Origin of the sequence: Gimesia algae (assembly GCF_007746795.1) — a bacterium.
Classification (GTDB): domain Bacteria; phylum Planctomycetota; class Planctomycetia; order Planctomycetales; family Planctomycetaceae; genus Gimesia; species Gimesia algae.
This window is the reverse complement of sequence record NZ_CP036343.1, coordinates 46,092-63,129: the sequence shown is the minus strand read 5'-3', so window position 1 is coordinate 63,129 and position 17,038 is coordinate 46,092. Positions and strand designations below refer to the sequence as shown.

Here is a 17,038-nt window from a genome sequence, read left to right as displayed (position 1 = left end):
GTGTCAAAGTTGGCGGATTCTGTACCGTATCTCTTCCCATCCCGCGTTACAGTTTCATCATTTCTGCAAAGCTCTGCTGTCGAGTGTATCACTCCTCAAACCCTTGGGAAACAGCGGCACAGAGAAGAATTTCGCACTCCCTCCAGGTTTCCTGCTTTGTTAAATTTGTGATGAATAAACCGTGAAACTTCTCAGTATAACTCATGAAGAAAGTGATTCCATCCGCTTTTGACATCCAGAATCGTCGCGCTCTCATGGCTTGTCCCTTCCGAATTGAACACTGAAGAAAAGATTGAACCCGTTGATCAAGGCGACTGTACGGGGGCATTTTCCCGATTTGCCTCGCAGGGGAAGGCGCCAGTCTGCTACAGTACACAAACGCACATACTTAATCATGGGCCCCCTTTAGGGAGAAAAAGTGATATGCGGATTTTGATTATCGGCGCCGGCATTGGTGGTATGACGCTGGCGGCGTTGCTCAAACAGCGGGGTCTGCAGCCGACACTGATCGAACGGGCCGCTAACTTCGATCACGCGGGTTACATGCTGGGGCTCTGGCCCCTCGGTTATCGCGTTCTGCATGGACTGGGTCTGTTCGACAAATTCGCCGCCGACTGTGTGGAGTGCAAAGACTACGAAGTCCGCGACAATCACGGTGAACTCGTCAAGCACTGGTCGATGGCGCCCATCGCGGATCGCTTCGGGCCGAACTTAAGCTGCACGCGTCCGCAACTGGTCAAACTGCTGCATTCCGCGCTCGACGGCGTCGACCTGCGGTTCAACACAACTTTTCAATCGTTGAGTCAGACAGGAGATGAAGTCGCCGTCCAGTTCAGTGATGGTAAGATTGAAACCTTTGATCTGGTCGTCGGCGCGGACGGCCTGCATTCCAAAGTTCGCCAGCAGGTATTCGGCGAACAGCCTTATTATCACACGCACTGGGGAGGCTGGGTCTGGTGGGTCGATCCCGCGCAACTGCCTCAGGAGACGTTCATCGAACACTGGGGCGCGGGCCGTTTCTTCGGCATCTACCCGACGAAAGACGGAGCCGGCGTGTATGCCGGCGCACCGGTGGCCGGGGAGTTCGGTGAACAGAGCCCGGGGCGCAACGACCGCATCCGTACTCAGTTTGCCGACATGGGAGAACTGGTTGATGTTTGCCTGGCAGCCCTGCCCGATGACAGCGAAGACCTGTTCTTCTGGAAGCTCTCGGACGTCCGCGCACACGAATGGGCGCGCGGCCGCGTGGTGCTGCTGGGCGATGCCGCCGCCGGTTTCCTGCCGACCGCGGGCATCGGCGCGTCGATGGCAATGGAGTCCGCCGCCGTACTCGCGGATGAACTCTCGCGGACGAACAACCGGTTCATGGAACACGCGCTGTCGCTGTATGTCAAACGCCGCCAGCACCGTGTGGAGAGCACGCAGAACGATTCACGTCATCTGGCCAAAATGATGTTCATCAAATCCGCCACCGTCGCCCACATCCGCGATGTCGCCACGAAATTCTATTCCCTCGAACAACTGGCCAGTTCGATCGCGAAAGCCTTTGACGAACCAATTTGACAGAGCGCCATAGCATGCACCACCGCGGCCACCTGCTTTTGCTGCTCCGACTCTCGGGTGTGGAAGAACTGCCGGAAGGGAATGTTTTCAGCTGGGAAAACTGCTCTGACCAAAATTAAACTTCGTAATTCATATTATTTGACGTGAATGAAATTCATCATGAATCCGAACTCAAACATACTGGATAAACAACTTGCCCGTCTGGCTGATGAAACCACATTCGAGGAACGATTTGAGATATTGAAAACGCTCGTTGAATACTGGCATGGAGAAATCCAATCTGAGGATGGAATTACAGAAAATCAGTTGAGTAACATTACCATACCAACTGCATTGAAAAAATGGTTCCTGTGGGCCGGCAAGCGTAAGAACATCATGAGCGGTCAAAATTTTTTACTTGATCCACAAGTGATAGACACGAGCAGGAATCCATTCCTCTTTTATCATGAAAACCAATACTCCTACCAGTGGGCTACTACTCTTGAAAGTGAGGATCCACTCGTATACGGGAGGGTAGAGGAGAGTGAGCCCTGGCTGTTACAAAATTTGCGGCTTTCGGAGCATTTAATTCTCACCTGTTTATTTGAAGCAATACTGTGTCATGCCAAATTCGGTGCTGCTACAGCCTGGTTGGCAGAGACAGAAGTCGATGCTTTCAAACAGCAGATTCCTGCGCTCGCACTACCACCCTGGACCTGGTTGACTGAAACAAGGCTTTTCGCCGGCGGAGGTCGGTTTATGTGTACGATGGAAAATGGAGAAGATGATGGACTGGCATATTATTCAGTTTGGCTCGGCGCTAAGACTGAAGAACCGCTGCAGAGTCTCAAACCACTCATAAGTGGGAACTGGGAATATTCTTCTCTATGAACTGTTGAGATCAACGGACTTTGAATATTCACATTCCATTTGAAAACCAACCCCGGCTCTGTCAGACTGGTAGCAACCGTTTCATCATGAAAGCGTTGTTTCTGGCCGTCTGTTATTTTGAGGAGTCTGTGATGCGAAGTTGTTTGAGGTTGTGGTCTCTGGTCTTGTGCTGTGTGTTGCTGTGGTCAGCTGTGCCGGTGGCTGCGGAAGAGCCCGCACATATCGGGGCGCGGCGGGAACTGTTTGTGGATGACTGGATGATTCACAGTCTGGACAACGCCCGACAGGAACTGCATCATCCCCAACCCCAGGAAATTGCGATCACCTATGATGGGCCCGCGGAAGGCAATACCAGCTATTACGTGCGGATTCTCAAAGATGGCGACAAGTATCGCATGTACTATCGCGGCTCACATTATGACTGGGAACAACGCAAGAGTGGACATCCCGAATTCGTCTGCTACGCTGAGAGCGATGATGCGATTCACTGGACGAAACCTGATCTCGGGCTGTTTGAATTCAATGGCTCGAAACAGAATAACATTGTCTGGTCGGGCATCGGTGCGCATAATTTCTCGCCGTTCGTGGATACAAACCCGGCCTGCAAACCCGACGAAAAGTTCAAGGCCCTGGGTCGCGGCAAGGGAGGACTGTATGCGTTCGCTTCCGCTGACGGCATTCACTGGCAGCTGATGCACGACAAACCGGTGATCACCAAGGGTGCCTTCGATTCGCAGAACCTGGCGTTCTGGGACGAGCATCGCGGCCGCTACGTCGATTTTCATCGCGCATTCACGAACAAAGTACGGGCCATCATGACGTGTACTTCGGAAGATTTTCTCAAATGGACGCCGCCCACACTGATCGACATCAAAGATTCGCCGCCTCAACACCTTTATACAAACGCAACGATCGCCTACCCGCGGGCCCCGCATCTGTTTCTGGCGTTTCCCAAACGCTTCGTTCCCAGTCGAAAAGCGGCCTGGCATCCGGACCCGAAAAATAATCATCCCGGCGTCAGCGATGGCGTATTGATGACGAGCCGCGACGGGAACACCTGGAAACGCTGGGATGAAGCCTTCCTGCGACCGGGGCAGAACCAGGAACGCTGGTGGCAGCGAAACAATCACATCGCCTGGGGCATCACCACGACACCCAGCCCGCTGCCCGGCGAGGTACCCGAACTGTCGCTGTATGCGATTGAAAACTACTATGTCGGCCCCTGTCGTTTAAGGCGGTTCACCCTGCGGCAGGACGGTTTTGTTTCGATCAACGCCCCCTATACCGGCGGCGAGATGACAACGCGGCTGATTACCTTCGACAAGTCCCAAGGGGATACGCCGGTCGAACTGGAACTCAACCTCGCGACTTCTGCAGCAGGCAGCGTGCAGTACGAACTGCTGGATGAAAGTGGAACGCCGATTCCCGGCTTCACGCTGAAAGAGAGCGAAGAATTTTACGGCGACGAACTGGCACACACGGCGACCTGGAAAGGCAACAGCAATCTGAGCCAACTGGCGGGGAAACCGGTGCGAGTCCGTTTTGTACTGAAAGACGCCGACCTGTATTCGCTGCGATTTCGCAATGAATGAGACCGGCTGTTACGATTCGTCAGTCAGTTGAAATATTTCCTCAACGGGGACATCAAATGTTTTCGCGATGCGTAATGCGAGGGCCAGCGAAGGTGAGTACTTTCCCGATTCGAGTGCGATGATCGTCTGCCGGGTGACGCCGACATGACTTGCCAGCATCTGTTGTGTCATCTCGTCGTGTTCAAAGCGAAAGCGACGGATCTGATTGGTAAGCTCGGCACGTTCTCGGGCGGCCATCTGTTATCCTCGCGCGTTCTGAATCAAAGTTGCCAGTGAGGACACTCCCACAAATAGCACCATCGCATAGAAGACGCTCAACTGTACGACGATGACGGGAATGTTTCCCTCCTGCCCATAGACGAGAGGGGAGAGTAGAGCGGCGACCAGAACAAATACGAGCCAGAACGCGGTATAACCAAGTAGCGTGGCACGTCGCTGGATCAGGATATCCCGCTCATCCATGACCACTTCGCTGGCGCTCTTGCGATAGAATACAGGACCCAAACCAAGCAACCCCGCCAGTCCCAGTGCCCCATTTGCTGACCAGCCCAGAAACGGATACAGGCAGGCAACCAATAATAAAGTCCCCCCAATGACTGCGATATTGAACCAGGCATGTTTTTGCGTCGCGGACATCGTAAAGCCTCCTTTGAAAAAAGATCTTTTACATTCACTGACCACACATACAATGTAATGCTGGCATTACTAAGTGTAAAGTTTATTTTACTTTATTTCTGCAATTTAAGGTAATATTTCAAATCCATCTCGATTCCGGCAGTTGGTGTCACAGACGGTGGTCTGTAGGGGAACGGCGGAAGATGAGCAGAGCAGATTGTTTTCTGAAGCCACACACATAGAATGAAAATCAGGGCATTCCTCTAGAATTGGGAGAAACTGTGCGAATCGGAATTCTGTCAGACTCACACAATCATCGGGAACGGACGGAGCGAGCCGTGGCGCTGTTGCGTGAGGCGGGTGCTCAGGCGCTGTTTCACTGTGGCGATCTGGCGAGTGAAGAAATCGTTGCGGCCTGTGCGGTGCTCCCCTTTTATTTTTCGCTGGGGAATCATGATGCTGACATGGTGCGTATTCTGGAACGGGCGGCGGACCAGCATGGTGCGCACTGTCTGGGCTGGGGAGGCGAAGTGACGCTGGCGGGGAAACGCATCGCCGTCGTGCATGGTCACATCACCCGCGATCTGAAGCCGCTGCTGGAAGCAGAGCCGGACTACCTGCTGACCGGGCATTCGCATCAGAGTCATGATTTTCGTGCAGGAGCCACCCGCCGCATCAATCCGGGGGCACTGTTCCGGGCGAAGGTGTTTACCGTCGCAGTTCTGGATCTGGCAACCGATGAACTGGAACTGCGGGAGGTGGCAAGATGAATCCCATGCCTCACTTTATCATCTCTCCCTGATATCAATGTGTAAAAATGATAAAGTGAAGCCATTTCGGTTCTCACCTGCGGGGCACACCTAAACAGATGCGAAAGCCGTCGCGGGAATCGGAGTAGGCCGGGCCCTGCAAGCCTAAGCGGACGGCACAGCGGGCGTTGCCGGGAACGTCGAAGTAGTTACCGCCTCGACAGACGGGACGCGGGTTCTGTTCGACGACATACAGTTCTTCGTGGCCCCCTTTGGGATCGAAATCGTCGAGGACAATTTCCCAGACGCCGCCACACATGTCGGCCAGTCCGAAACCGTTGCGGCCTTTTTCGCCGTACTGATCGACGGGGGAAACGAAGGCAAAGCCATCACTCCAGGGAGCATTCGCCAGCGGCCAGATTTTGTTGCGGCCGGGCAGAAAGTCGACGGCGGAAATATTCAGGCGGCCTTCGCCGTCGCGGAGATCGTTGCCCCACCAGAAGTAGTGGCTCTCTTTGCTGCCTCCCCGACAGGCGTAAGCCCATTCGGCTTCGGTGGGCAGACGGTATTCCAGTCCGTCCGGCAGTCGACCCGCTTTGCGTTCGCGTTCCGTGAGCCATTTACAGAACGCGCGGCCGTCATTCCAGCTCACGCAGACCACGGGATAAACGTCCCTGAGCGGAAACCCGAAATTCGGATCGCGCCAGCTTTTGCCTTTCATCGAGATCCAGGGATGCGGGGGTGCTTTGGCGGTGATCTTCCATTCGGGATCGAAGACCTGCGTCTCGCCGTCGGGTTGCTCAGCGTCGGTCACATAGCCGCTCTCTTCAATGAAACGTTTGAACTGCCCCACGCTGACTTCGGTGCGGCCCATCCAGAAACCGTCTTTGACCTGCATCGGTCGCGGCATTTCGCCTTCATACGATTCCCGCTCGGTACCCGGCGTTGCCCCCCCTTCAATGCCGGTCGCCCAGGCTTTCTCTTCAGGTGTACTACCCATCATGAATTTGCCCGGCGGAATATACAGGACTTCCAGAGAAACATCGTCGCCCAGATCAATCTGTTTCGCGGTCCCCTGCTGCGGCGGATCTGCGGCATGAGACGGGTTGCTGATTTCCCATGTAAGAACAATAGACAGACAACAGAGCAGCAAACGGCAGACGCGGGAGATTCTCATCAGGTGGGTTCCTTGTTAAAGTATCACATGCTGGCAGGACGTCTCAGGCAGGAGTCATCTCTGAAGCAGTTCACGCTCAAAGACAGAGGCATTCCTGAATCCACAACTAAAGGAAGTTAAGAAAATCCTACCAGACTGAACCAGCGTGTCAACAGGCGAGTTGAAATGTCTGGGTTTGGATATTTTTTGTGATCACCCTACGGCAGAAAGGTGAAGCTGATGACATTGCAGCAAAAACCGGATGGTTACTGGTACGGCGATAATCATGCAGATCTTCGTCAGGAAATGACCCGATACAGTGAGTTGAACGGCTACCCCATTGACAATTTTGTCGACGTCGTTTGTACCTGCGGGAATGATTCGTTTTTCTTTCAGACTGATCAGAATGAAGGTGTCGCATTGCGGATCTGCACTCAATGCAAAACAGAACACATGATGGGCGACAGCGAGGATTATGCTGATGAAGCGGAAATCGAAAAGCATATGTGTATGTGTTATGCCGAGGTCTTCCAGATCACAGCGGGCATTCATCGCTACCGTAACGAGGATGATGCCCTGTCTGCGGATGTCAGGTGGCTCTATCTGGGCTGCCGCTGTGTGGACTGCGGCCTCGTCGGCAGTTATGTAGACTGGAAAAATGAATTCAACGGCTATGAAGAACTCCTGTCCCGCATGTGAGACATGACCAGCAATCCGGATTTCGTTTTCTGTCAACAGGAGCGAACTGCGTTTACAGTAAGTCGTTTGACGTCTCCCGGTTCGCCTCATATAGTCGATGGTGAAACTGTGCAGCAGGTGCATGCTGTTTCAAAGTCGCTGCATTTAATATCTTTTAGAGTAACAATTATGCAATATTTCTTTACCGTTTTGACCTGTGTTTTAGCTGTCAGTTTTACAAGCTCCGTGGACGCGGATCTGAATCTGTATGTCGACGGGAATGGGCCTGATGGGAACGGCAGCAAAGCACGTCCCTTCCAGTCGATTCAGGAAGCCCGCGATACTATTCGAATCATGCGGCGGGATGGGAAGTTAAAACCGGAAGACAAGGTGACGGTGCATATTGAGCCGGGCGTGTATTCTTTGCGCATGTCGCTGATGTTTGATAAAAATGATAGCGGCACGAAAGAGAATCCCGTGGTTTATCGGGCGACGAAACCGGGGAGCGTGCGAATTCAGGGGGGATTGAGTCTCGGAGCCGATACGTTTCAACCCGTTACGGACGCAGCGATTCTGAAACGGTTGCCGGAAGCCGCCCGCAGGAAAGTCCTGGCCTGTGATCTGTCGACGGTGATCAAGGAACCGTTTGCGGAGTTCAAAAACTCTTATCGGGGCGTACCCGTCGGGCCCTGGCTGTATGTGAATCAGCGACCGATGACACTCGCTCGCTGGCCGAACGCAGACGCCGCAGATGAGGGCTGGGCCTCGTTTACGAAAGTCATTGATAAAGGATTGCCTGACCCCAAAGCGAAAGATCCGGCGAAGCAGAAATCGCATCCCGGTGCGTTCGTGTTTGATGATCCGCGACCTGCCCGCTGGAAGCTGGATCAGGGTGTGTGGCTGCTGGGATACTGGACGCACGACTGGAGTGACGAAGTCATTCGCATCGCCGACTACGATCCGCAGCAGAAAATCATCAAGCTGGCGGCGCCACACAGTTACGGCATCATGGGGGGCACCTGGGGGGCGAAAGCACGACGATTCTTTGCGCTGAACGTGCTGGAAGAACTGGATTCGCCGGGCGAATGGTATCTGGATCGTGTGAACAAGCAGCTGTATCTGTACCCGCAGGGAAAGCTGGACTACGCTGAGATTGTGCTGGCGACGTTAACACAACCTCTGATGCAGGTGCGGGGCACAAAACACATCCGATTCGAAAATCTGAACTTTGAATATGGTCATTCGGAAGGCGTTTCGCTCAAAAATGCCGAGGGCGTTGAACTGGCGGGCTGCGTCGTGGCGAACCTGGCGAGCGGCGGCATCTCGGTGTCGGGCACACAGAATACGATTCGCAGTTGTGATCTGTATCACCTGGGGACGCGGGGCATCTCGTTGTCGGGCGGTGATCGGAAACAACTGCAGCGGGCGGAAAACCGGGCCCTCAATAATCACATTCACGACTATGGTCTGTTTCAGCGGACTTATGCACCAGGTATTTACGCGCATGGCTGCGGACAGATTGTGCAGAACAACTGCATTCACGATGCCCCGCATAACGCGGTTCTGTATGGTGGGAATGAGAATCTGTTTGAGCGGAATGAGATCTATCGCGTAGTGATGGAGACCGGCGATTCGGGCGCGTTCTACACCGGTCGCGACTGGACCAGCCAGGGAAACATCCTGCGGCATAATTTCATCCACAACCTCGGGGGTGGCGATGCAGAGCATGTGAATACGATGGGAGTCTACCTGGATGACTGCGATAGCGGCGACACGATCGAAGGGAACGTCTTCTATCGTACAGGGCGGGCCATCATGATCGGAGGCGGCCGCGATAACCCGATTCTCAATAACCTGGTGATCGACTGTCCGATCGGATTGCACGTCGATTCCCGGGGCATGACCTGGAAGCAGTGGAATGATCCGAAATCAGCGGGCTGGAATCTCGAAGAAAAAGCGGAAGCGATGAACTACAAACGGCCGCCTTGGAGCACAGAGTATCCGCATCTGGCGAAGATCATGGCTCATTCGCCGCGGGAGCCCCTGTATAACCCGATCCGACGGAACGTGTTTGTGGACTGCAGCAAAGAGGTCTGTCACATGGATGGCAATGTGAAGAAGCTGCTCGACAAGTTTGAGATCGAACACAATCTCGCCGTGAATACGACGGGTGCAGAAAAAGGCATTGCAATGACAAAGGACCTGAAAGGCTTCACCAATTTAAGCGGTTCCGAAAGCAAACCGATTCCGCTGGGTATGACTGTCGATATCAACGGACGGCTGACATTGCAGCAGGACCCGCGTCTGCTGAAAGCGAAAGCCTCTTTCCAGGCAATTCCCTTCGATGAGATCGGCCTGTATCGGGATGAATATCGAAAAGAGTTACCGAAGCGAGATCCTCATTCCTATTAAACAAGCCCAATCCATATTTTCATATCTTCCAGCTTTCGCTAAAATCGATGCTGATTCACTGAACGAGCCATGATGGCTCTCTTGTAGAATGAGGCTCAATGTGCCGCTGGATGATCTTGCTGTACTTTCCCTGACGATTGCGGAGGCCGCTGATGCTCTGGGTGTTTCGACGGCCTCGGTGCGAAACTGGATTAAGGCCGGTTATCTGATTTCCACTGAGCGAGGCAGTATCACGCGTGATTCGTTCGATGAGTTCCGGAAGCACGTTGCCGGACAGGAGAAGCTGGTAACACGCGCGAATAAGTCACAAAAAGACAGCCACGATCACGGTGCCCTCTCCAGCAGGATTCGCCGACTGTTAACAAAAGAGGGATTTGACTGTGCGCTGATCGGCGGTCAGTATCAGGATTCCCTGTCGGACGCGTATCGCAATCAGGAAGGCATCTATTACACGCCAGAGTGGATTACAGAGCGTTTCTTTACGTACCTGCCAGCGGAACGCGCGGGATTGCGTTTCTGTGACCCGTGTTGTGGCTCGGGGAATTTTATTCTGGCGGCGGTCGACCAGGGTTTTTCTCCCGAGAATATTTTCGGCTTTGACATCGATCCGGTGGCGGTTGCGATTACCAGGCGCCGTCTATTGGCACGAACAGGCTATGATTCACCACATATTCAATGCGCCGATTTTCTGGAGACGAGTCTGCAGGCGAAGTCGTGTGGGTTTGATGTGATTTTCACGAACCCGCCCTGGGGGAAGAAGCTCAGCAAAGCCCAGAAGCAGGCTTATGCCACCCAGTTTTCTGCGGGGAACAGCAGTGATACCTGTTCGCTGTTTTTCTTTGCGTCGCTAACGCGATTACAGCGAACCGGTTATCTGGGCTTGCTACTGCCGGACGCGTTCTTTAACGTCGCCACGTTTGCCACGGCACGTCGTCGGGCGCTCTCTCGGGACATCAAAGCACTCATGGACTTTGGCAAACCGTTTCCCAGCCTGATCACGAAGGCCAAAGGGATTGTGCTGCAGAACCAGACAAACCCCCATGTACCCATCATCTGCGAAGGGTTGGCGGATACGACGGAGCGAACTCCCTCCTCATTTCAACAAAATCCGAAATCGATTCTGAATTTCTCCTGTTCGCCGGACGCGGCAGCGGTGATCGCGCATCTATATGCACAGGACCATCTGAAACTGGCCGACCACGCGCGGTTTGGGCTGGGCATCGTCACCGGCAATAATAAAAAATATTGCGTCTCCTTACCTCAACCCGGTTATCTGCCTGTCTATAAAGGCGCCGATCTGAAACCGGGGATACTGCGGGAACCCTCCCTGTTCATTCCCGCTGATTTCTCACTTTATCACCAGGTGGCTCCGCAAGAACTGTATGACGCGCCAGAAAAACTGATCTATCGCTTTATTTCGTCGCGTCTGGTGTTTCATCATGACACGACGCAGTCTTATTTTCTGAACAGCGTGAATATGCTGGTGCCGAAGCCGGATCTTCCCATCACAGGCCAACAGCTTTGTCAGCTCTTGAACAGTCGGGTGATGAACTGGCTGTTTCAATCGATCTTTGAGACGCATAAAGTGCTCCGTGCCGACATCGGCGCGCTACCAATTCACACCCGGTATTTTGAAACGCATGACGGATTTGACGACGACGCGTATGCGAACTTCCTGGGTATTGAAGAAACAGACGCCGGCGGTTATCGCATCAAAGAGAGTAGAGAGGGAGCATCATGAAAACAGAACTGCTGCATGCGAATTTTGGCTGGTTACACGCGCACCCGTTTCCGCCGGCCTGTTGTCACTGTCTGATTATTCGCAGTGAATCGGGGGTGATGCTGGTCGACACCGGGATCGGCGTACAGGATATTAAGGCCCCCGAGGAGCGGGTCGGCATCGAGGCGATGCAGGCGGCCGGCTTTCAATTCATCGAGTCGGTGACGGCTCTCGCGCAGGTTCAGCAGCTGGGATATTCCGCAGACGATGTGACCGACATCATACTCACGCACGGCGATCCCGATCATGTGGGAGGCCTGGCCGATTTTCCTGAGGCCCGCGTGCATCTGTCTGCGGAAGAGAGACAGCAACTGGAAACCGACGATCCCCGTTATCGGCATGCTCAATTTTCCCATCACCCTCAATGGGTGACCTACGACATCAACGACGCTGACTGGTTCGGGATGCCATCCCGCTGCGTCGATACGGCGGTGAATATTGACGTGCGGCTGATTCCCCTGCCCGGCCATACCAGCGGCCACTGTGGGGTGGCGGTTCAGACAGAGGGAGACTGGTTCCTGCATGTGGGCGACGCGTATTATCTACGCGGAGAACTGGCTGATCCGCAGCATCCCATCGGGGAACTGGCCGCGTTCCGCGCCACCGATAATACACAACGACTCGATTCACTGGCGCGGTTAAAAACATGCATCGCCCGGCATGGCGACGCATTCGAGTACTGCGGCTATCACGATGTGAGTGAGCTGCCAGCCTCCGTGCCTTCATTCGAGCAGGTTCTTGATCGCCTTTAGAGTACATCACTTTTAAGCATCGCGTTTCTCAATCTAATCGACTCGGCCCAAAGTGCCTTGGAGACATTACAGTAAAACAGGACACAGTCTAATGTGGTCATCGATTGGCGCGGCGACGCCAGAAGAGAAACATGCACAGCGACAGACTCATCATTAAAATGATCCCGACGATGTGCTTCCAGTAAGATGGTTTCACTGCTGTCGGGATTATTTCTTTGACCACGGGCACTTCTGGTTTCATCGGACTTCGCTGCACTTCAGCAGAAAGCTTCAGAAATGCATCACGTCTTAATTCGTGACGTTCCAGCTGGCGGTTCGTGCCGTCGGCCAGACGGATAAAGCTTGTTTCTGGAGTGGTGGTGTAATCAGTAATGATGGCGCCCGTGCCAGGTTCGAGTTGAAACTGCCTATCGTCGATCACCGGATTCAAATTCCACTCGGTAACAGTAGACCGTAAATGTTGCCGAAGATTACCTACAGGATCATAGCCGTTGATCTCAACCGCCTTCAGTATTGGAAATTCAGGAACGTCCTGGTGATGACGGGGATCTTGATATTCATAACGGTACTCAGCATGTCCAAAGCGTTTGCGGTCGCTCAGCCCGAGTTCGATTCGTGAAATGTAAAACGGGGCGGCTGCCTGGAACCAGATTCGTATCCCGCGTTCCCCAGGACATTCGAGCGCCCGAAGTCTGATGCCATTGATGACCTCTGCTGTTTCTTTCAGAAGAACGAATTTATTTTGTGAAAAGTATGGTTGACCGGAATCGGTTCGGTTGAGAAGTATTCGCAGTGCATTGATCTCATAATCCTGCACACCCGCCGGCGAGTTGATTTTGAGTTCGTCATACGGATTCAACCCGACCCCGCCAGGATTGAGTTCCCGCTGTTCCCGTTTTGTATTCACGACCGTGAATTCCAAGGGGATCAAACCGTCGGAAGAAGGGCCAATATAAATTTTATGATATCGTTCCCGGTTGTCCTCGGCATACAACCAGTACTCAATCTCGCGCGGCATCTCGATCATTTGCTGGTCGCCCGCCACCGAAACTCCACCATCCAGTTCGACGGCGCGCTGCGCATCGACGCCTTTCATTTGAATGTGAAGTGATCGCACCGAATTCGCTGCTGCCTGCCATTCTCGAATAATCGTTTTCACATCGAGAGGTTCTGCAAATGCGTCTCGGCAGGACAACATTGTGATGGAAGCGGCGAAACTCAGTATGCCCGCTATGACCGTTAACCACCTTTTTCGCAAAGAGTTAGCCAGTAAAGCAGGAGCCACCATCTCTGTTCTCCAATGCGTTGGTCTTTCGATTGATCGTTGCACTAATACTGCGTACCGACCAGCGTCAGGCATTCTATTTACTTCTCCTTCTCCCAAAACATTCGTCATAAAATGGACTGGTTCCATACTTTTCCGATTTCAGCCCGTTGGAATCCATCACCGGTTTCACTGAATACGAAATCAGTTCACCGAATTCTTTAGGTATATGATTGACAGTCCGCCATGGATTCTATATAACTAATTTATTAGGTATTCCCTTTTCATTGCAATTTTGACCCGACCGACATTACCAGACAGTTGACTGATAGAAGAGATAATCAATGGACTCTGCCCCCACAGAACGCGAAATGGAAATTCTGAAAGTGCTTTGGCGCATTGAAGAAGGTTCGGTGCGCGATGTGCATGCGCGTCTTGAGCCGGAATCAGGATTGCATTTCAATACGATTCAAACGCAGTTGCGTATCATGGATGACAAAGGCCTCGTCGCACATCGTCGTGAAGGGCGGTCTTTTCTTTATCGACCGCTGCGCACACGAGAAGACGTTTCGTCACGATTTCTGCATAAAGTTTATGATGGTGCGTTGAACGAACTCGTCTTAAACATGCTGAATTCAGAGAAACTCAGCGACAAAGACCTAGTCGAGCTTGAGTCGCTGATTACGGAAGCACGTCAAAAAAAGGCACGTACTCGCAAGGGGAGAAAGTGATATGTGGTGGCTCAACGCAGTTGGCTCGTGGCTTCTGGATGCGACTGTTTTCGGCGCGATCATACTTTTCCTGGGCGGTTTGGCCGTCTGGTTCTGTCGCGAACCCGTCTATCGTATTCGCATCATTCACTGGACTTTCATAGCCTGCCTGCTGGTGCCGCTGCTGCAGCAGGGAAATATCATTCCCAAATATTCGTTGAACTTGTGGCAAGAGACTGGCAGTAATATAGATCCATTGTCTGATCAAAACCGATCTCCCGAATCAGCGGAGATTGTCCTGATGCCGCCACAGCATACCGAAGTTGCGATGCACGAACCACCGCTTCCCTTCAATCCGATGACGAAGCAGAACGCAGACACTGTTCCACGAGAAACTCTAACACCGGCAGAGCAAGTCGCACCGCAGTCCACTACCGGCGGCGTTTTAACGACAATCATTTTTCGCGCGTTGCAGATGGCCTATCTGGCAATCGTAGGTTTTCTGTTTGTTCGAGCCGCCCTGGGATTCGTCCGGCGAAGTCGTATCGCCAGATCGGCACAACCGGCTTCTGCTGAACTTTGCGAATTGTTGACGTCGATCGCTGGTTCTCATACTCAAAACGCACGCCTGCTAGTCAGTCAACAAGTGCGGAGTCCCTTCATGTGGGGATTATCGCGACCAACCATTGTGATTCCCGCCGCACTCGCGGCTGAGGAAAGCGCAGCACAATTGCGCTGGTGCCTGGCACATGAATGGTCTCACGTGTTACGACGTGATTTTAGCACGCTGCTGCTGGCGAATCTGGTGAAGTTCGTTTGTTTCTACCAACCCGTCTATTGGTGGCTGCGACGGCAGTTGACACTCAGCCAGGATTTTCTCGCTGACGCGTTTGCGGCTCAACAAGGTGATTCGACGGAAGACTATGCGTCGTTTCTCGTATCGCTGGCACGTGCCGAAAGTCAACCGAAACTGGCGGGAACTCTGGGCATCCGTGACCAACATTCCCAACTCCTGCAGCGGATCAATATGCTGGTGAAATCGGTACAGCCCCTTCTCCAGTGTGAGAATCGCATCTCGACGATTGCTATTATTGTCAGTGCTTTGATTGTCGTGGGCGGATTGAGTGCCCTGCGATTAAGTGCTGCGCCGCTTGATGATCAGGTGACAGCCGCAGAAAAGAAAACAGCATCGCAGACAGAAAAACCACCCGCAGCCACTGCGCTCGATGCGAAGCCAAGGGATGAAATACCAAAACAACTTCCCCAGCCCATTACTTATAACGGCAAAGTCGTTGATCAGAAAACCGGACAACCAATTGCTGATGCGACCGTCATAATCAAGCGTCAACTGAATACTGACCCCCAGGCAGATCAACGGACCACACTCCGAACCACAACGCACAAAACCGACGCACAGGGGAACTATCGCTTTACACTGTCAGCGGAAGAAGTCGCGGAGAGCCAGCTCTATCTGAACTTTGAGATTCAACATCCTCAATATGAATTCCGGCGTAAAAGTAATTCGCATGCCTGGATTCTCAAGAACCTGAAAAACGGAAATCTGCCATTCTTTTCGACCATTCAACTATTCCCTGGAAAAACAGTTTCAGCCGTGGTCCTGCAGCCAGATGGCACACCCGCTGCTAATATTCGGGTTCTCGTGTTTTCCAAGCCTACTCAAAAAGACTCGGGATATCATTCCTTTCTCGATTCCCAGACGGATGAAAATGGTCGTTTCGAAGTCGTGGTGGCAAGACCCGGAGAGGGGGTCGTATGGGTTTTACCCGAACACTTCAGCCCTCTAACGGCTTATTTGAATAACGGGCTGCATGGAGATATAGGACCGCTGCAACTGCAGAAAGGCACGCGTATGGCGGGACAAGTGCTGGATCGAAAAGGGAAGGCGGTGCCTAATGTAGCAGTCAATCTATACCGCAAAGCACATCTAAAAAATTATGATGGCTACCTTGAATCTTTACCAGTTTTGGACCACACTGGAACCGGTACGGTGACCGATGCAGACGGGCGATTCAAACTGACGCCGCTTCCGTCTGGCAGGTATAATGTGAGTGTGGACGATCGTGTTTATTATGGATATAAGGGGCCCGGTCGCGAACAGTTCAAAGTAGATGATGTCTTTGTCCCTTTCGAAATCACAATTCGCGAGGATGAGACCAACGAGCCCATCGAGATACGGGCAGTCCCGCAAATCAAAATTCGTGGTCGCCTGTTTGACAGTCAGGGCAATCCACTCGCCAGCTACCCACAGCGTTTGACGGGGTGGTATCCGAACGACAAAACTGCGTACGACCTGTTAGTCTGGACAAAAAGTACAGCTCCTGGGAATGACGGCTGGTTTGAATTCAAAGTACCTCGCGGTATTGTGAAAACAGAGTTTAATTTGCATTTCGGTCAAGGGACTGCTTGTCGTTGGCGATTGAAACCTGGTGCCCCTCTGAAAGGCGGTAAGATCGTTCTCGGTACACTTGAAGAAGACTTTTCGACATTGGAAGCAGTGCGTTATGTGGCTCCCGATTTGTTTTTGAAAGTCGTTGATGAACACGGTCACCAACTGTCTCAGTTCAACGTAAAGAGCAAGTACCATGTGAAGCCGCCTGAGAAAGATCCATTTCACTTCTCCGACGAGACGGGAGATGTTAATTTTCTCAAACAAGCAGACGGGCGGCGGAGGTCCCTCCAATTACTGCCAGATCAGGAAATCACCATTTCCATCGAGAAGCAAGGCTTCACTACAGAGCCACAGACTGTGACGTTAAAAGAAGCGGAAGTGCGTGAGTTAGTCTTCGTCCTCAAGAAAACGGAATAAGAAACTCAGCCTGATTTTCTTCAGAAGCGTTCAGGACGTCCGTATTCGATCTGATCAGGCAGCGGTCTGC

Annotated in this window: 14 protein-coding genes; 10 read left to right on the top strand and 4 right to left on the bottom strand. The window is 52.7% G+C overall.

Features of this window, described 5'->3' with window-relative positions:
• Positions 1-228: 228 nt before the first annotated feature.
• From Pan161_RS00245 to Pan161_RS00235, 3 genes are all read left to right on the top strand, one after another.
• Entirely contained in the window at positions 229-1,563 is a 1,335-nt protein-coding gene (locus Pan161_RS00245; RefSeq protein WP_145223612.1) for an FAD-dependent oxidoreductase, read from the top strand.
• Positions 1,564-1,722: 159 nt separating this feature from the next.
• The gene (locus Pan161_RS00240; RefSeq protein ID WP_145223611.1) at positions 1,723-2,433 is read left to right on the top strand and encodes a hypothetical protein; all 711 of its coding nucleotides are present in this window, start codon (positions 1,723-1,725) and stop codon (positions 2,431-2,433) included.
• Between the two features lie 131 nt (positions 2,434-2,564).
• Positions 2,565-4,025, top strand: coding sequence for a hypothetical protein (locus Pan161_RS00235; RefSeq protein WP_232103570.1), 1,461 nt, complete (start codon positions 2,565-2,567; stop codon positions 4,023-4,025).
• 9 nt (positions 4,026-4,034) lie between these two features.
• On the opposite strand, the gene Pan161_RS00230 is transcribed toward Pan161_RS00235, so the two are convergent.
• Positions 4,035-4,262 (bottom strand): helix-turn-helix transcriptional regulator, encoded by a 228-nt coding sequence (locus Pan161_RS00230; RefSeq protein ID WP_145223610.1) that lies wholly within the window; start codon positions 4,260-4,262, stop codon positions 4,035-4,037.
• A gap of 3 nt (positions 4,263-4,265) precedes the next feature.
• Positions 4,266-4,661 (bottom strand): hypothetical protein, encoded by a 396-nt coding sequence (locus tag Pan161_RS00225; RefSeq protein ID WP_145223609.1) that lies wholly within the window; start codon positions 4,659-4,661, stop codon positions 4,266-4,268.
• Positions 4,662-4,921: 260 nt separating this feature from the next.
• Between Pan161_RS00225 and Pan161_RS00220 the strand changes: the two genes are divergently transcribed.
• Positions 4,922-5,410 (top strand): metallophosphoesterase family protein, encoded by a 489-nt coding sequence (locus Pan161_RS00220; RefSeq protein ID WP_145223608.1) that lies wholly within the window; start codon positions 4,922-4,924, stop codon positions 5,408-5,410.
• Between the two features lie 73 nt (positions 5,411-5,483).
• On the opposite strand, the gene Pan161_RS00215 is transcribed toward Pan161_RS00220, so the two are convergent.
• A complete protein-coding gene (locus tag Pan161_RS00215) occupies positions 5,484-6,566 on the bottom strand; it encodes a formylglycine-generating enzyme family protein (protein ID WP_145223607.1) in 1,083 nt (360 codons plus the stop codon).
• 219 nt (positions 6,567-6,785) lie between these two features.
• On the opposite strand from Pan161_RS00215, the gene Pan161_RS00210 reads away from it, so the two are divergent.
• The 4 genes from Pan161_RS00210 (at position 6,786) to Pan161_RS00195 (ending at position 12,167) form a co-directional block, all read left to right on the top strand.
• The gene (locus Pan161_RS00210; protein ID WP_145223606.1) at positions 6,786-7,244 is read left to right on the top strand and encodes a hypothetical protein; all 459 of its coding nucleotides are present in this window, start codon (positions 6,786-6,788) and stop codon (positions 7,242-7,244) included.
• Positions 7,245-7,412: 168 nt separating this feature from the next.
• Positions 7,413-9,635: a right-handed parallel beta-helix repeat-containing protein gene (locus Pan161_RS00205; protein WP_197995613.1), complete on the top strand. Its 2,223-nt coding sequence runs from the start codon at positions 7,413-7,415 to the stop codon at positions 9,633-9,635.
• Between the two features lie 88 nt (positions 9,636-9,723).
• A complete protein-coding gene (locus tag Pan161_RS00200) occupies positions 9,724-11,376 on the top strand; it encodes a TaqI-like C-terminal specificity domain-containing protein (RefSeq protein WP_145223604.1) in 1,653 nt (550 codons plus the stop codon).
• The gene (locus tag Pan161_RS00195; protein WP_145223603.1) at positions 11,373-12,167 is read left to right on the top strand and encodes an MBL fold metallo-hydrolase; all 795 of its coding nucleotides are present in this window, start codon (positions 11,373-11,375) and stop codon (positions 12,165-12,167) included. The genes Pan161_RS00200 and Pan161_RS00195 overlap by 4 nt, the downstream gene beginning before the upstream one ends.
• Positions 12,168-12,264: 97 nt before the next feature.
• On the opposite strand, the gene Pan161_RS00190 is transcribed toward Pan161_RS00195, so the two are convergent.
• The gene (locus tag Pan161_RS00190; protein ID WP_145223602.1) at positions 12,265-13,527 is read right to left on the bottom strand and encodes a hypothetical protein; all 1,263 of its coding nucleotides are present in this window, start codon (positions 13,525-13,527) and stop codon (positions 12,265-12,267) included.
• 248 nt (positions 13,528-13,775) lie between these two features.
• On the opposite strand from Pan161_RS00190, the gene Pan161_RS00185 reads away from it, so the two are divergent.
• Positions 13,776-14,162, top strand: coding sequence for a BlaI/MecI/CopY family transcriptional regulator (locus Pan161_RS00185; RefSeq protein WP_145223601.1), 387 nt, complete (start codon positions 13,776-13,778; stop codon positions 14,160-14,162).
• Position 14,163: 1 nt separating this feature from the next.
• Positions 14,164-16,968, top strand: a complete 2,805-nt coding sequence (locus Pan161_RS00180; protein ID WP_145223600.1) for a M56 family metallopeptidase — start codon at positions 14,164-14,166, stop codon at positions 16,966-16,968.
• The last annotated feature ends 70 nt before the right edge of the window (positions 16,969-17,038 follow it).

Bases quoted from the DNA above. Each gene is read 5' to 3' on its own strand.
- Pan161_RS00240 (WP_145223611.1), top strand. From the start codon at position 1,723: ATGAATCCGAACTCAAACATACTGGATAAACAACTTGCCCGTCTGGCT.
- Pan161_RS00235 (WP_232103570.1), top strand. From the start codon at position 2,565: ATGCGAAGTTGTTTGAGGTTGTGGTCTCTGGTCTTGTGCTGTGTGTTG.
- Pan161_RS00230 (WP_145223610.1), bottom strand. From the start codon at position 4,262: ATGGCCGCCCGAGAACGTGCCGAGCTTACCAATCAGATCCGTCGCTTT.
- Pan161_RS00225 (WP_145223609.1), bottom strand. From the start codon at position 4,661: ATGTCCGCGACGCAAAAACATGCCTGGTTCAATATCGCAGTCATTGGG.
- Pan161_RS00215 (WP_145223607.1), bottom strand. From the start codon at position 6,566: ATGAGAATCTCCCGCGTCTGCCGTTTGCTGCTCTGTTGTCTGTCTATT.
- Pan161_RS00210 (WP_145223606.1), top strand. From the start codon at position 6,786: ATGACATTGCAGCAAAAACCGGATGGTTACTGGTACGGCGATAATCAT.
- Pan161_RS00205 (WP_197995613.1), top strand. From the start codon at position 7,413: ATGCAATATTTCTTTACCGTTTTGACCTGTGTTTTAGCTGTCAGTTTT.
- Pan161_RS00200 (WP_145223604.1), top strand. From the start codon at position 9,724: ATGAGGCTCAATGTGCCGCTGGATGATCTTGCTGTACTTTCCCTGACG.
- Pan161_RS00195 (WP_145223603.1), top strand. From the start codon at position 11,373: ATGAAAACAGAACTGCTGCATGCGAATTTTGGCTGGTTACACGCGCAC.
- Pan161_RS00190 (WP_145223602.1), bottom strand. From the start codon at position 13,527: ATGCCTGACGCTGGTCGGTACGCAGTATTAGTGCAACGATCAATCGAA.
- Pan161_RS00185 (WP_145223601.1), top strand. From the start codon at position 13,776: ATGGACTCTGCCCCCACAGAACGCGAAATGGAAATTCTGAAAGTGCTT.
- Pan161_RS00180 (WP_145223600.1), top strand. From the start codon at position 14,164: ATGTGGTGGCTCAACGCAGTTGGCTCGTGGCTTCTGGATGCGACTGTT.